The sequence below is a fragment of the Alistipes sp. CAG:29 genome (assembly GCF_000435435.1).
Lineage (GTDB): Bacteria > Bacteroidota > Bacteroidia > Bacteroidales > Rikenellaceae > Alistipes > Alistipes onderdonkii.
This window is the reverse complement of sequence record NZ_FR893507.1, coordinates 143922-159086: the sequence shown is the minus strand read 5'-3', so window position 1 is coordinate 159086 and position 15165 is coordinate 143922. Positions and strand designations below refer to the sequence as shown.

The window sequence follows — 15165 nt, the reverse complement described above, 5'->3', positions numbered from 1 at the left end:
CCTGCTGAAATCCAGCTGCTGGCCATCCAGCGCACCCCAATAGGTCGTACTCGACGTCGTGTCGATATAGTGCCGGTGAATCACCGGGTCAGGGAGTACCATGATGACCTTGTGCTTCTGCGGGGCTTTGCCCAACCGCGCGGCGGCCTCCTTCACGGCCTCTTCGAGGGCCTCGACCCCGTTGCCGTCCGTGAAATAATAGTCGATCAGCTCCTGCCATTGCGCTTTGCCGGCCGATTCGCCCGTGTCACGCAGATGCCCCGTCTCGAAGGCGTAGAGTTCTGCGTCGGGGCGGTTCGTGTCCTGGAATTCCAGGAAGATGAACCCGTCGAAGAGCCAGTGCTCTGTGCCCTCTTTATCGACATAGGTGACATAGGGTGCCAGCCGCTCCTTATCCCACAGGAAAGGGGTGCGGTGGTGGCTGCCGCCGTAACATAACACGGCATCCGTGGGGGGTTGCAGGTCTCTGCGGTGCTGCCCCTGCGGGTACATAGTCCGGGAACAACCGCCCGCGAGAAGCAGGCATCCTGCGGCCGCTGCGAACGGAACGATATTTTTCAGGAATTTGAGCATCGTAGTCGGTAAGTCGTAATTCGTAAAATTAAAATTAATCCCGTTGTGAAAGAGAATGAACTCACAACGGGATTAATTATTCAACATCTGTCGTTAGAATCCCAGACCCTGTACGTCAGCCAGTTTACCGCGGCCATACAGATAGTCTCCGGTTTGGGCGTATTCGGGTTTGACAATCACGAATTTCAGGTAACGGCCTGCGATCGTTTTCTGGACTGCATAGTCATAGGGCGTCGGCACACCTGTCCAGTTGAAATCACGCTTACCGCTGGCTACCAGATTCCACTGGGTGCTTGCACCGCTATACTCTTCGGCCGTGTAGATCTCATAATCCCGGTAATTACCCTGGTGGGTCGAGTAATCGCTGATCCGGAATTTCGTGAACACCTGCCGCTGTCCCATATCCACGACGAACGTTATCGGGAATTCGATTTGAGTGGCGAACCAGGATATCCATTCGTGGCCGGCGGTAATTTCCCCATCGAACAGTTTGTCGGCTGTATACTGCATGATCCATGCGGCCCCGCCGTTGTTCGGGTCTTTTGCATAGCAGTTATCCTCGCCTTCGAGCAATTTCCACGGGCCCTTCAGTTCCTTGTCCATCGAGAAGGGGACATACATGACCTCGGTGGTGACGGTGATACCGTCCAGCGACGCGGAGGTGATGCGCACCGGCACGAGCAGGTCGCCCACGATATCGAGGTTGCTGCCCGTGAACAGCTTGTCGGAGTTGATCTTGCCCGAGAACTTGGCCGTCGTCTCGCCTGCTGCGATCTGCGAGCTGGCGGCGTCCAGCCTGGCGAACCCTTCGGGCGCGGCCAGGTAGTTCGTCCCGTTGGCCTGGTTGTAGGCCTCCACGAGGCTGTTGTCGATCGCGTAGTTCACCGTCAGATCCATTGTCGTGATGGCATTGTCGAGCACGATGTTGCCGTCGAAGGTAATCTCCTCGTGCGTAGCGGTGGGGTGGAACGGTGTTGCCAGTTCCTTCTCCATGCCGATCGAAGCGCGCTTGGGGTTGATGATCTTCACATTGCGGTTCGCGTCGACGGCCAGCGCGTCGTTGACCGTGGTGAGCTCAAGCGGAATGGCATACTCCGTACCCTCGCCGAGGGCGAAGATGGCTGCGTCATCCCACGTAACCTCGACGAATTTACGGGTGTCGCCATCCGAGAACCCGATCGTCGAAGAGGAGAGTTTGTAACAATTCGCCGGCAGCACCGCGTAGTTGGTGCCGTTGGCCGCGTTGTACTCGGCCAGGGCAGTTTCCGAGACGCTGAGGAGCGCTTTGGCGCTTTGCTGCCCCTTGCCGTTTTTCAGTATGGCGAATTCGTATTTCCCATTATAAACCGATACGCCTGCATATTGTTCCTCATTGACGAATGAGAGCGTATCGTCTACCATGAAGTTGTTGCGATTGTCCTCGCAGCCGGCCAGAGCGGCCGAAGCAAACAGTCCTGCAATCAACAGTTTCCACATATTTATTTTCATAGGTTCGAGCATTTATTAATGTCCGTAATTCTGGGTCATATTGGTCATTTCGGCCATCTGTGCCGCATTGATCGGGTGGAGATAGTCCTTGTCGCGGAATACGGCCGGGGCGCCGACGTAGTCGGTGTGTACGCGTTCGTAGGACTCTTCGTACGTGGTGGCGCTTACGTGCAGCGTCCAGTTCTCGCTCGGGTATTCTTCCTTGGCGATCATCCAGCGGCAGGCGTCGTAGTGGCGCATCGCTTCCAGTCCGAACTCTACCATGCGTTCTTTCTGGATGCACCAGCGGAGCAGCTCCTTGTTCCCTTTGATTTCGGGGTAAGCGACCTCGATCTTTTTCAGTCCGACACGTGCGCGTACCCTGTTCAGGTATTCGAGCGCTGCGGTCTCGTCGCGCTGGGGCTTTTCGTTGCAGGCCTCGGCGTAGTTGAGATAGATTTCCGCCAGGCGGAAGGCCGGATAAACCGTTTGCATCGAAGTGTAATCCTTGGCTTCGCGCAGCGACTTGTTGGTTTCGAGCAAACGGCGCCATACATAGCCTACGCGGGTGATACCGCCGCCTTCACCAGCATTCCACTTATTGGTGCAAGCATCGTTGTTGTAGCAGGTGAACTTGATATTCTCCGTCTTGTTGGGCCACCAGAAACCGTTGGGTACGAGGCAGGCGTAATAACGGGGATCGCGGTTGATACAACTGTTGTGGGCCTTGATGCCGTCGCCCCAGTCGATACCGGGCTGTTTGTACCCTTCGGTGAAGCCGGTGGCCTGATAACCCGATTGCGGGTCGACGATGGGTTTCGACATGTCGTTCTCACCCTGGTAGCCTGTCACGGGATAGCGTCCGGTCGTGTACATGGGATAGCTGTCTACCAATTTCAGCGAAGGTTGGATACCGCCGTATCCCTGGTAAACGACACCCGATGCGCCGCCGCTTGTCATGCCGGGCATGGCGCATGCCAGCAGACCTCCGGTGCCGCCAAGCCACGAATAACCGCCCGAGCGGCTCCACCAGCCCCAGATGGTCTCCTTGTTCCAGGGCTTCAGCCTTACGCCCTGATAAGAGGACATGTAACGCGTGAACTCATCGGTCTGTTCCGTATCCTTGTAGAGATCGTACAAACCGGTCTCTGCCAACTCGATCACATCCCAGGCTGCCTGTGCGGCTGCCTCCCATTTGGTCTCGTCCTTGCTCTGCGGGAAGAGGAATTCCCCGCGAATGTTCTGCATCTGGCCTTTGTAAAGGTCGCACCCGTTGTATAACGGCGATGCTGCGTAAAGCAGTATGCGCGATTTCAGCGCCAAGGCTGCACCGCGCGTAACACGGCCGGCCCACTGTTTGCCGTCGATACCGATGTCGTCGGTACGTACCGGCAGGTCGTTTTTGATCGCGTCGAGCTCCCCGACCATGAAGTCGATGTTCTCCTGTACGGTGTGGCGGTCTACGCTCTTGGCGTCGATCGTCTCGTCGGCGATCTGGTCGCCCCAGATGAATACCGGGCCGTATTGGCGGAACAGCAGGAAGTAGTAGTAGGCGCGCAGGAAGCGGGCCTCGGCCTTCATATAGGCAACTGTCGTCGGGGTGTCTTCCTTGTCGAGGTCGATATATTTCAGGAAGATGGAGCACTGGTTGATGCCGATGTAGTAATCCGGCCAGTAATTGAAGTTGGTCGTGGCGCTACTGTAATTACCGGTTCTGAACTGGGTGTAGTAGACCCACTGGTACCACGAGAAGAGCGCTTCGTCGGAGCGTCCTACCGTCCAGCCGTGCATGCCTACGACCTCTTCTTCCTGGGGAATGTAGGAGTAAAGGTGGCTCAGGTATTTCTGGACTTCGGTTTTTTGCCGGAAAATATCCTCGATCTTGGCCTGGTCGTCCAGTTCCACGTCGAAGAACGACTCGCAGGAGGACAGCGTAAAGGCCAGTAAGAGGGCGGTTGCGAATATTCGTATTTTTTTCATAGCTTATCCTTTTTTAGAAGTTGACGTTTGCACCGATTGCAAAGGTACGTATAAGGGGGTATACATTACCGTAATTCGCATTTACCTCAGGATCCCAGAGCTTGAAATCGCTGAATGTAATCAGGTTCTTTCCCTGGATATAGAACCTGATCTTGGACAGGCCCCATTTCTTGGTCATGCTTTCGGGTAGTGTATAGCCGATCTCCGCGTCTTTCAGACGCAGGAAACTCATGTCGCGCTGCCAGTAGGTCGAAAGTTGCTGGTTGTTGTCCACCTTGTTGAGCGACAGACGGGGGTAGGGTGCGTTGGGATTCTGGTTGTCGAGCGTCCAGCGGTTCTTGGCCACATCCTCGAAAATCTGTCCCATGCGGAGGATCGTCGACGAAGCGCCGAAGAGGTTCTGGCCCTGGATGATGCGGGTCACGTGGCCCACGCCCGAGAAGAATACCGATACGTCGATGCCTTTCCATTTGAGGCTGGCGCCGAAACCGTAGTTGATCTCCGGTACGAGCGTATAGCCGATGGCCACCTTGTCGAAGGTGTTGACCACGCCGTCGCCGTTGACGTCGCGGTACTTGATGTCACCCGGGCGTACGGTACCGAAATCCTGCTTGGGCCAGTTGGCGATATCCTCTTCCGACTCGAACAGTCCTTCGGCAATCAGGCCGAACTGCTGGTTGTTGGCAAAGCCGGCGAGGTTCTGGTATTTCCAGATCTGGTCGGGTTTGTCGTCGTAGAGTTTCTTGTTGCGGTTGTAGGTGAAGTTACCGCGTGCCGATATGCTGAAATCCTTGTTGAAGCTGTGGTCGAATTCGAGCGACATGTCGAAACCCTGGTTCTTCATGCGGCCGAGGTTGACCCACTGCGCCGTTTTCGTGCCGACCACCGACGGGGTGGATTCGCGCTGGATGAAGATGCCTTCGCGTTTCTCATAGAAATAGTCCGCCTGGATCTTGATCTTGTTGAACAGCCCCAGTTCGATACCGACGTCGGCCTTCGTCGCCTCTTCCCAGGCAACGTCGGGATTGCCGTACTCGCCGGTCGAATAGCCGGGCAGGTAGGTTTGTCCCATGTCACCGAAAGTGAACCCGCCGGCATTGGTGTTCATGGTCGTATTGTAGGCGAAGCGGCGGCTTCCGCCGATTTCGTCGTTACCGATCTTACCGTACGAGGCGCGGATCTTCAGGATGTTGATCTTGTCGCGCAGCGGCTCCCAGAATTTTTCGTTGCTGATCATGTATCCTACGGCGTAGGAGGGGAAGAAGCCGTAGCGCTTGCCGGGAGCGAAATTCTCCGAACCGTTGTAACCGAAGTTGAACTCGGCGAAATACTTGTCGCGGAAGGCATAGGTGAAACGTCCGGCGATACCCATGTTCTTAGTCGGGTAGGCGTCGATGTAATTGAGCGGCCTGTTCTTGGATTTGCTGCGTACCGAGTAGAGGAACATGCCGCTTACGCGGTGGTCTTCCGCGAAGAGGCGCTCATAGATAAGCGAGCCCTCGAAATTGATGGCCGTCGTACCCGAGGAGTCCGATGTTGCGAGCTTCATATAGTTACTGCCGTTGGGATTGGCAGCGGTCAGCATCAGTTCGCCGTTTTCATCGCGCCCGGTGGCGTAGTAGGTTACCGGGGACATTGCCCGCTCCAGGAGGGTCGCATTCTGGGCGTCCCATGCGAATTTCACATTGGCTTTCAGTCCGGGGGTAATGATGTCCGAGAAATCCTGCGTAAGCGACAACAGGGATTGCGCCACCATGGTGTTGTAACGTCTGTATCCGGTGTTGTTCAGCATGTTGTAGGGGTTGACCGAGCCCGACTCCTGCGGGATCGCCAGCATGCCGTTGGAATATACGGTCGGCGTAGCCACGGGGGTTACGTACATCGTATAGGCGTACAGGTCGTTCGTGCTCGTACATGGCGCGTTCTTGGTGGTATACTGCGTAGACAGCGAAAGACCCAGCTGCGTCGACTTGGTAATGTCGATGTCGATGTTCGAGCGGAAGCTGTACTTGTTGAAGTTCATCTGGGCATCGTAACGGTCATTGTCCGCGACATTGAACATACCGCCTTCCGTGTAGTAGGATGCCGAAACGTAGTAACGGATTTTCGGGGAGCCGCCCGTGACGCTCGCGTGTACGCGCCCGGTCATGGCCAAGTCCTTGAAGATGGTGTTGACCCAGTCGACGTTCGGATAGAGGTCGGGGTCGCGGCCGCTCAGGTACATCTGGCGGGCATAGTCCGAAATCGGCATCTCGGTGCTGCCGCTGTCGCGGTAGAGTTCGTTGTAGTAGTCGATCCACTGCGAAGCGTTCGCCAGCTCGGGCAGCTGGACAGGCTGCGTAATGCCGAATTCGGCCTTGACGCGGATCTGGGGCGCCGTCATTTCGGTGCCTCGTTTGGTGGTGATCAGGATGATGCCGTTCGCACCGCGCACACCGTAGAGGGCGGTCGCCGTTGCGTCCTTCAGGATGGAGAACGTGGCGATGTCGTCCGCGTCGACAAAGTCCATGTCGCGCTCGATACCGTCGACGAGCACCAGCGGGGTGGTTTTGGCACCGAACGTACTCTGTCCGCGGATCCAGAACTCGGCGCTCGATCCGGGTTCGCCCGTACGCTGCATTACGACGATACCCGCCAGTTTGCCGGCGAGGTTCGAGGAGAGCGAGCCGCTTGCCACTTCCAGTTCGCCGGCGTCGATGGTGTTGATGGCGCCGATGATACTCTCCTTGCGCTGTTTACCGTATGCGACTACGGTTACCGCCTCCAGTTCGGAAACCTTGCGCACCAGCTCGGTCACGATGTTGGTCTTCGTTCCGACGGGAATGCTCTGGGTTTCATAACCCAGGTACGAAATCTCGATTACATCGGTCGGCTTCACGTCGATCGAGAAGGTACCGTCATTACCCGTGATGACACCGCGGGTACTGCCCTTGACGATCACGGTGGCTCCCGGTACACCCGCCTTGGTCTCGTCCAGGACGCGTCCGGTCATCTTGACGTTCCCCCCCCCTTGCGGGGCGGTAACAGACGATTCCAGGCTGCTTGCGGAATACACAAATTCGGGATTTGCGCTCAATTCCGTAACCGATATAAGCCCCAGTATCAACACGAATGACCGGAGCATTATTTTACAAAAGAGCTTTTGTATAGTCATTGTCATATTTCCTCATTTATAATTACTTAATGTAGATTTGTACGGTTCGGGCGTCGGTCGGGCGCCGCAGGCCCGTACGTGTTGGATTGATCCTTGCTTGGCTAGAAGCACTTTGGATTAGTGTTTTCAGGAAGTCAATAGTTCGGGTCTCGTCTGTTTTACCATAGGCATGTTTTAGTTTTTAGGTATGGTGAATAATTAGTCGGTTTTATAATTCGTCTGCCGATACGGCCGTCAATGCCGAAAGAACTTGATACACGACAACATACGGCCTGTGTGGTACTTTCTTTTCTGTGAAATTCAGTTAAAAGTATTCATTATCCGGTAACAAATATAACAATAAAATTATTATCATTACTATTTTTGATAAGTTTTTTACTTTAATGCGGTGCGGTGCGATTTGCCTGTTGGCGAATTTGTATATATAATTTATTGATTATCAATATTTTGTTCCTTGCTTTCGAACCGTGATTTTTTTTTGAAAAACTAATATCCTTTTTATCAGGCACTTGGCTTCTGGGCACTGGCTTAGGCTGGTCTTTGTTCTTAAGATTGTGTAATACAATATTTTATATTTTTATATTTCGCTTGTTCCCGAATTGTTCCTGACGGATAATAATTGCATGCCCTGATTTTTGCCGCTTCAATGATTTGAAAAGTTTTTTACTGTTCCTGGGCTTGTAAGTAAAATATTTTTGCTTATTTTTGTCCTGTAAACTTTCGGGCTTACCGGCTAACAAGGTATACCTATGTATATTATATTTGCCGTTTATGCCCGCATCCGGCTACGCCGGCCGTACCGCATGGAACTGCGCTGAGTTGAAAATTCAATAAAATACCCGGAATAAATGATGATTAAAAATTGTTGTATGCTGGTGGCGGGCCTCCTGCTACACACGCAAATATTCGCACAGGATAAAACGGCCGCAAGCCGTACAGGCGAGGACTACACCCTGTCTAACGGTGCGGTCGAGGCCGTTTTCAGCGGGAGCGGAAGCTTCGACATCGAGAAACTGGTGCTCAACGGGAAACAGGTCGTCGCGGCAGGCAAGAACGAAACGCCGTGGATCCTGATATACAAAGGTTCCCAGGGAGAAAACCCGGAGTTGAAACCCGAACATGCCGTTTACCGCGGGGTGCAGGTGCGCGATGACGCCCATGCCAAAACTTTGGTGTTCACGTGGGAGCTGACGCTGGACTACTCGCCGGTGAAATATCCCGTGCGGATGTACGTGACGCTTCCCGACGGCGGCGAGCTGCTGCAATGGAACATAGAGGCCGACCTGCCCGCCGGGTGGCTGGTCACGGATCTGAAATTCCCCAATGTCGTGATCGAACGCCCCGAAGACGGCAGGATCATCACCACCGAAGGCTGGGGCGTCGAGAAGCCGCTCGACATCGCCACGTTCGAAGCCCGTTACCCGTCGCATGCCTCCGCCATGCAGTTCCTCGTGGTACACAATGCCGAGGGTGCGTTCTATTACGGGACGGAAGACCGCCGCGGCTGCGGAAAGACCTATTCGGCGCAGTGTACGCCGACGACGGTTGCGTTCAGCGATGCCATCCCCGCCTCGGCCGGATGGATCGCGGACGGGACGTTCCGCCTGCCGTGGATCTCGGTCACGGGTTTCACGCCGAAGGGTTGGGAAGATGCCGTTGTCAGGTGGTACCGTCCGTTTACCTTCACGACCGAATGGGGCCATAAGCCGCTCGCCTCGCGCAATATCCCGCAGTGGTGTTACGATGCCGACGCGTGGGTGCGTGCCAAGCATGTGACCGACCGGACGTACGATGCCGTCCGGCGTGCCGCCCGGTATTTCGGGAAAGGGCTGGGGGTGCACTGGTATTTCTGGCATCATTACCCCTACGATACCCACTATCCCGATTACCTGCCCGCACAGGAGCGTTTCGCAGGGATGGTGCGGAGCGCCCAGTCTTTGGGGGCGCGTGTGACGCCCTATATCAACGGCCGGCTCTGGGATCCGGCGGCCGACAGCTATAAGCGCGACCGCGGTTACGACGCGTCGTGCCGTAAACCCGACGGGTCGCTCTATACCGAGATTTACCCCACGTCGAAAGTCCTCAATACGGTGACCTGCCCCTCGACGGATATTTGGCACCGGAAGATCATCGGGCTGGTGGACAGCCTGCAACACGCGGTCGGGGTGGACGGAATCTATATCGACCAGATCGCTGCGGCGGCGCCCGAACCCTGTTGGAACGAGGCGCACGGCCACCCGGTCGGGGGCGGCGATTTCTGGTACGACGGCTACCGCAGGCTTATCGGCGAGATCCGCGCACACCACCTGCTCGAGGACAGGATCCTGACCAGCGAGGAGAATGCCGAGTGCTATATCGACCTGTTCGACATGCTGCTGGTCGTCAATACGCCCCATGAGGAGGACAACTGCATCATCCGGCCGGTGTTCCCGATGGTCTATTCCGACCGTGCCGTCACCAGCGCCTTCACCTATACGCCGAGCGAGGCGGATAAGATGTCGCTGGGCGACTTCCGTTACGAACTGGCGAAGGCATTGTTGTGGGGTTCGCAGATCGGGTGGGTCGACCCCGTCCCGCTGATGTCGGAACAGGCCGTCAGCGAGGCGCGTTTCATGAAGACGCTCATGGATTTCCGCCGCAGCCTGCACGATGTCGTGTACGGCGGCCTCTTCATCCGCGAGCTCACCCCGGCGGGCGACAATCCCATCGTGAAGATCCCCGGGTTCGGCGATGACGCGTCGGTGCTGGCCGCCGAGTGGCGGAAGCCGGACGGCCGCAAGGTCTATATCGTTGTCAATATGGATGAAAAAAAACATAAGGTTTCGTTACCCGGCGTGGACAAGCCCTTCGAGGTGGCGGGTGCGTCCTGCAAGCGTATTGATTTGTAACGGGTAACGATGTCCGGGCAGGGCCCGGACAGGTTGGGTAGGAGAGGGTGCCCGGCGTAACGCACGCCGGGCACCCTTGTTTTGCAGGGGGGCTTGCCCGCCGGAATCCGCGTGATCGACCGCAACCGCATCGTCTTCGCAAGGAGTATATCCCTGTCTGCGGGAATTACAGGCGGCTGTTCCGTGATTTCCTCGCGGCGCGTTCCCCGATGCCCGGGACGAGCAGAGAACCGCGGGTTTATTCCATGTAAGTCATGACGTTGCCGCTGATCTGCTGCAACGATATTTCACAAACCTTCGTATTGTATTTGGCCGTGAGGATGCGCTCTTCGGCATCGAGCAGGCTCTTCTGCGCTTCGCGCATCTCGATGCCCGGCAGGTCGCCCAGCAGGTAACGTTCCATGGCGATCTCGTAGTTCTCCTTGGCGGCGATCAGGTTCTCCTTTTCCAGTTGGATCACCTCGAGGTTGTTGCGGTAGGCCTGCCAGAAGTTCGACAGGTTGGCACGCAGCGACTGCTCGAGCCTTTCGCGCGTGAGCTGCGCATTTTCCACGTCGATGCGGGCGTTGCGCTGCTCCCGGCGGCGGTTGCCGTCGAAGATCGTGATGCCGAGTTTCACCCCGGCGTTCAGTCCCAGCGTTCCGCGCGACCGGGTCGTCCCGTTCCCGAAACGGTTGTAGGTGTAACCGTATCCCGTCGTCAGGTTCAGGTAGGGGTAGTTGCGCGCCTGCACGGTTTTCAGGTCGAGTTCGGCCAGCACATTGTCATGCCCTGCCAGCAGCAGCGAGGCATTCGTGTCGAGCGTCTGCGCCAGCAGCTCCTCCCATTTGAGCTCGCCGTTGACCTCGATCACCGAGTCGCGGATGCAGAGCATTTCGTTGACGTCCTTGTTGGCCAGCAGTTCGTTGATGCGGATGCGCGAAGCCGAAACCAGCTCCTGCTGGGACATATATTTCGAACTGTCGGCATTGAAGTCCACGCGTGCCTGCAACAGGTCGAGGCGCGAGAAATTGCCGACGCTGACCCGCGCTTCGGTGATGCGCAGCCGCTCGCGCGAAAGCGCCACGGCATAGCGGAAATTCTGCAGGCGCAGCGTTTGCTGGACGTAATTGTAGTATTCGGCCGTCAGGCTGGCTACGAAGTCCTCGATCGTGATGCGGGTGCGGACAGTGCCCATCTCCTGCATCTCTTTGAGCTTTTTGTAGTTGGTGCGGATGCGGAATCCGTCGAAAATCGTCCAGTTGAGGTTGATCCCGGCGTTGAACGTCTGGTCGTAGATGCCGTTGTCCGACCATGCGTCCCCTTCGCGCGGTGTGGTGCGCTCGTTGTCCAGCGCCCCCGAATAACCCGCCTCGAAGTCGATCGTCGGCACCATGCCGGCATTTGCCGCCGTGGCATTGTTGTCGCTGATGCGCTCCTCATTGCGCACGATGCGTATGTCGTAGTTGTTTTCCAACCCTATTTCCAGGCACTTGCGGAGGGTCAGCTCCTCCTGTGCCGCCGCCGTTGCGAAAATCCCCGCGGCCAGGGCCGATAAAATCACTCGTTTCATTGGGCTTCCTTATTTCTGTTTCTTACTCCGGTCTGTCGATACGTAGCTGTATATTGCCGGGACGATGTAGAGCGTCAGCAGGGTGGATACCACCATACCGCCCACTACGGCGATACCCATGGCGATACGTCCGTTGGCACCTTCGCCCGTGGCGACGGTCAGCGGCAGCAGGCCGAGGATGGTCGAGGCGCTCGTCATCAGGATCGGGCGCAGGCGTTGCAGCGAGGCTTCCTCGATGGCGTGCAGTTTGTCGATTCCCGCTTCCTGCTTCTGGTTGGCGAACTCCACGATCAGGATGCCGTTCTTGGCCACCAGGCCGATGAGCATGATGATGCCGATCTGGCTGAAGATGTTCATCGTCTGCCCGTTGGCGGCCATGAACACCAGTGCCCCCGCAATGGCCAGCGGCACGGTGAGCATGATGACCAGCGGGTCTTTGAAGCTCTCGAACTGTGCCGCGAGGATCAGGTAGATCAGCAGGATGGCCAGCAGGAAGGCGAACATCAGGCTCGACGAACTTTCACGGAACTCCTTCGAGTCGCCGGCCAGCGCCGTGCGGAAATCGTCGCCGAGCGTTTCGGCGGCGATGCGATCCATTTCGTCGAGCCCCTGCCCGATGGTCTTGCCCTTCGCCAGCCCGGCCGATACGGTCGCCGAGAGGAACCGGTTGTAGTGGTACAATTGCGGCGGGGCGACGTTCTCTTCCAGTGCGATCAGGTTGTCCAGCTGGATCATCTCGCCCTTGTCGCTGCGTACGTAGATCGACCGCAGGTCGGCGGGCTTGTTGCGTTGCTGGCGGTTGATTTCGGCCAGTATCTCGTATTGCTTGCCGTTCATGTAGAAGTAGCCCATACGCTGGCCGCTGAGCCCGTACTGGAGCGTCTGGGCGATGTCGCGCGTCGAGACGCCCAGCAGGTTCGACTTGTCGCGGTTGATGATGATGCGCGCTTCGGGCTTGCTGAATTTCAGGTCGACGTCGGCCATCTGGAACACGGGGCTTTCGTAGACCTTGCGCATGAATTCGGGCAGCACCTCCTGCAACCGTTCGATGCCGGTGGCCTGCAGGACGTACTGCACGGGCATGTTGCCGCGGCGGCCGCCGAAGGTGCTCTGCTGCTGCACGAAGGCGCGGGCCTTGGTCTTGGTACGCACGGCCGCCGAAAGCTCCTCGGCGATCTCCATCTGCGAACGTTTGCGTTCCGAGATGTCGGTCAGGGCGATGCGGACGTTGCCCGAGCCGCTCGATACGCGTGCCGTGACCGACTGGGCCTCCGGCACGAGCGAATCGACCAGGCGGTTGATGTCCTCGGTGTAGTCGCGCAGGTATTCGTAGGTGGCGCCTTCCGACCCGCGGGTAATGATCGAAATCTGCGAACGGTCTTCGAGCGGCGCCATTTCCGCCGGGATGGCCCGCCACAGCCAGCCGATCAGTCCGACCATCAGGGCGATGAGCGGCAATGCCACCCAGCGCCGCCGCAGGAACCCGGCCAGCGTGCGCTGGTAAAAGTTGTTCATTCCCACGAAGAAGGGCTCGGTCTTGCTGTAAAACCAGCTCTTGCGCTCCTGCCGCACCAGCAGTTTGGTCGCCAGCATCGGGGTGATGGTCAGCGCAGCGAAGGTCGAGATGACCACCGCGCCCGAGATCACCATGCTGAATTCGCGGAACAGGCGGCCGGTCATGCCCTCCATGAAGACGATCGGGAAGAACACGGCGATCAGCGTGACCGACGTCGAGATGACGGCGAAGAAGATCTCCTTGGCGCCTTCGATGCCGGCCTCCTTGGGCGTCATGCCGCGTTCGATGCGGATGTAGATGTTCTCGGTCATCACGATGGCATCGTCGACCACCAGCCCGACCGAGAGCACCACGGCCAGCATCGACAGCACGTTGATCGAGAACCCGGCGACGTACATCAGGAAGAACGTGCCGATGAGCGAGACCGGGATCACGATGCACGGGATGAGCGTCACGCGCCAGTTGCGCAGGAAGAGGAAGATGATGATGATGACCAGGATGAAGGCCTCGTAGACGGTCTGTCGCACCTCGTCGATCGAGGCGCGGATGAAGCGCGTGTTGTCGAACCCGTAGGAGGTCACCACGTCGTCCGGCAGGTCTTTCTTCATCGTCTCCATGCGCTGGTAAACCGCATCGGCGATGTCGATGTGGTTGGCTCCCGGCTGGGGGATCACCACGACGCCCACCATCGGGATACCGTTCATCTTCATGTAGCTGCGCGTATCCTGGGGGCCCAGTTCGGCGCGTCCCACGTCGCTCAGGCGGATGATGCGGTTGGAGGCTTCGCGTACGACCAGGTCGTTGAACTCCTGCGTGGTGTGCATCAGCCCCATCGTGCGGATCGTCAGCTCGGTGGTGTTGCCTTCGATGCTGCCCGAGGGAAGCTCTACGTTTTCGCGGTCGAGGGCGTTCTTGATGTCCACGGGCGTAATGCCGTATCCGGCCATCTTGGCCGGGTCGAGCCACAGGCGCATCGAGTAGCGTTTCTCACCCCATATCTGCACGCCGCTGACGTTGTTGATCGTCTGCAGCTGCTCCTTGACCGTCAGGTCGGCGATCTCGCTCAGCTCCAGCAGCGAACGTTTGTCGCTCTGGATGGTTACCATCAGGATCGGTGTGGCGTCGGCATCGGCTTTGGTGACCGTCGGAGGGTCGCAGTCGCGGGGCAGGTAGCGCTGGGCGCGCGACACTTTGTCGCGCACGTCGTTGGCCGCGGTTTCCAGGTCTACCGAGAGTTCGAATTCGACCGTGATGCGGCTCTGTCCCTGGCTGCTGACGCTCGACATCGAGCGGATGCCCGGGATGCCGTTTATGTTCTGTTCGAGCGGCTCGGTGATCTGGTTCTCGATCACATCGGCATTGGCTCCCGGATAGGAGCACGTCACCGAGATGATGGGGTTGTCGACACTCGGGTATTCGCGTACGCCGAGGTAGCTGTACCCGATGAAACCGAATAGCAGGATGATGATCGTCAGCACCGATGCCATTACCGGCCGCCGGATGCTCAGTTCGGAAATATTCATGCGGCGGCGGTTTTATTCGACGGTGTCGAGTTTTACGGGGAGCCCTTCACGCAGCTGGAGCGTGCCGGAGACGATCAGCGTGTCGCCCGGGGCCAACCCCTCGACGACCTGTATCCGCGATTCCGTCCTCAGCCCGGTTTTTATGGCTACGGCGTGGGCTTTGCCGCCCTTGTAGAGGAATACCTTGTCCACGCCCATCTCGGGGACGACGGCCTGGGTCGGGATGGCGATGGCGTCGGGGATGTCGTGCATCCGGATCTTTACGCTTACGAAGCGTCCGGGCAGCAGCCTGCCCCGCGTATTGGGGTAGTGCGCACGCACCGAGAAGTAGTGGGTATTGGGGTCGATCTTCGACTCGGTGGCATATACCTCGGCGTGGAACGTCTCGTTGTACCCCTCGACCGTGAACGTGAGGCGCGTCCCGGGTTTTATCTGGCTGGCGTAGCGCTCCGGGACGGAGAGGTCGATCTTCAGCGGCTTGATTTTGGTCAGCTTGGCCACCACGACGCTCG

Annotated in this window: 8 protein-coding genes; 1 reads left to right on the top strand and 7 read right to left on the bottom strand. The window is 57.6% G+C overall.

All coding sequences use genetic code 11. The annotated features are described in order from the left end of the window. From QVP03_RS13475 to QVP03_RS13460, 4 genes are all read right to left on the bottom strand, one after another. A partial coding sequence (locus tag QVP03_RS13475) for a DUF4855 domain-containing protein (protein WP_288210837.1) occupies positions 1–573 on the bottom strand: 573 nt, incomplete at its 3' end. Between the two features lie 93 nt (positions 574–666). Beyond that, positions 667–2061 carry a DUF1735 domain-containing protein gene (locus tag QVP03_RS13470; protein WP_022333908.1) on the bottom strand — a complete coding sequence of 465 codons (1395 nt, stop codon included), beginning with the start codon at positions 2059–2061 and terminating at the stop codon, positions 667–669. A gap of 15 nt (positions 2062–2076) precedes the next feature. Then, positions 2077–4020, bottom strand: a complete 1944-nt coding sequence (locus QVP03_RS13465) for a RagB/SusD family nutrient uptake outer membrane protein (RefSeq protein WP_022333907.1) — start codon at positions 4018–4020, stop codon at positions 2077–2079. Positions 4021–4033: 13 nt separating this feature from the next. After that, positions 4034–7012 carry a SusC/RagA family TonB-linked outer membrane protein gene (locus QVP03_RS13460; RefSeq protein ID WP_288210836.1) on the bottom strand — a complete coding sequence of 993 codons (2979 nt, stop codon included), beginning with the start codon at positions 7010–7012 and terminating at the stop codon, positions 4034–4036. A 1010-nt stretch (positions 7013–8022) separates the two neighbouring features. Here QVP03_RS13460 and QVP03_RS13455 point away from each other — a divergent pair. Further along, positions 8023–10062, top strand: a complete 2040-nt coding sequence (locus QVP03_RS13455; RefSeq protein WP_253280092.1) for a DUF6259 domain-containing protein — start codon at positions 8023–8025, stop codon at positions 10060–10062. Positions 10063–10300: 238 nt separating this feature from the next. On the opposite strand, the gene QVP03_RS13450 is transcribed toward QVP03_RS13455, so the two are convergent. The 3 genes from QVP03_RS13450 to QVP03_RS13440 form a co-directional block, all read right to left on the bottom strand. Then, positions 10301–11614: a TolC family protein gene (locus QVP03_RS13450; protein WP_022333904.1), complete on the bottom strand. Its 1314-nt coding sequence runs from the start codon at positions 11612–11614 to the stop codon at positions 10301–10303. Positions 11615–11623: 9 nt separating this feature from the next. Then, positions 11624–14653, bottom strand: coding sequence for an efflux RND transporter permease subunit (locus QVP03_RS13445; RefSeq protein ID WP_022333903.1), 3030 nt, complete (start codon positions 14651–14653; stop codon positions 11624–11626). A gap of 12 nt (positions 14654–14665) precedes the next feature. Continuing rightward, positions 14666–15165 (bottom strand): efflux RND transporter periplasmic adaptor subunit (locus tag QVP03_RS13440; protein WP_288210835.1); only part of this gene is annotated, 500 nt, incomplete at its 5' end.

What these genes read in the sequence shown, in the direction of transcription:
- QVP03_RS13470 (WP_022333908.1), bottom strand. Translation starts at nt 2,061, where the DNA reads ATGAAAATAAATATGTGGAAACTGTTGATTGCAGGACTGTTTGCTTCG.
- QVP03_RS13465 (WP_022333907.1), bottom strand. Translation starts at nt 4,020, where the DNA reads ATGAAAAAAATACGAATATTCGCAACCGCCCTCTTACTGGCCTTTACG.
- QVP03_RS13460 (WP_288210836.1), bottom strand. Translation starts at nt 7,012, where the DNA reads ATGACCGGACGCGTCCTGGACGAGACCAAGGCGGGTGTACCGGGAGCC.
- QVP03_RS13455 (WP_253280092.1), top strand. Translation starts at nt 8,023, where the DNA reads ATGATGATTAAAAATTGTTGTATGCTGGTGGCGGGCCTCCTGCTACAC.
- QVP03_RS13450 (WP_022333904.1), bottom strand. Translation starts at nt 11,614, where the DNA reads ATGAAACGAGTGATTTTATCGGCCCTGGCCGCGGGGATTTTCGCAACG.
- QVP03_RS13445 (WP_022333903.1), bottom strand. Translation starts at nt 14,653, where the DNA reads ATGAATATTTCCGAACTGAGCATCCGGCGGCCGGTAATGGCATCGGTG.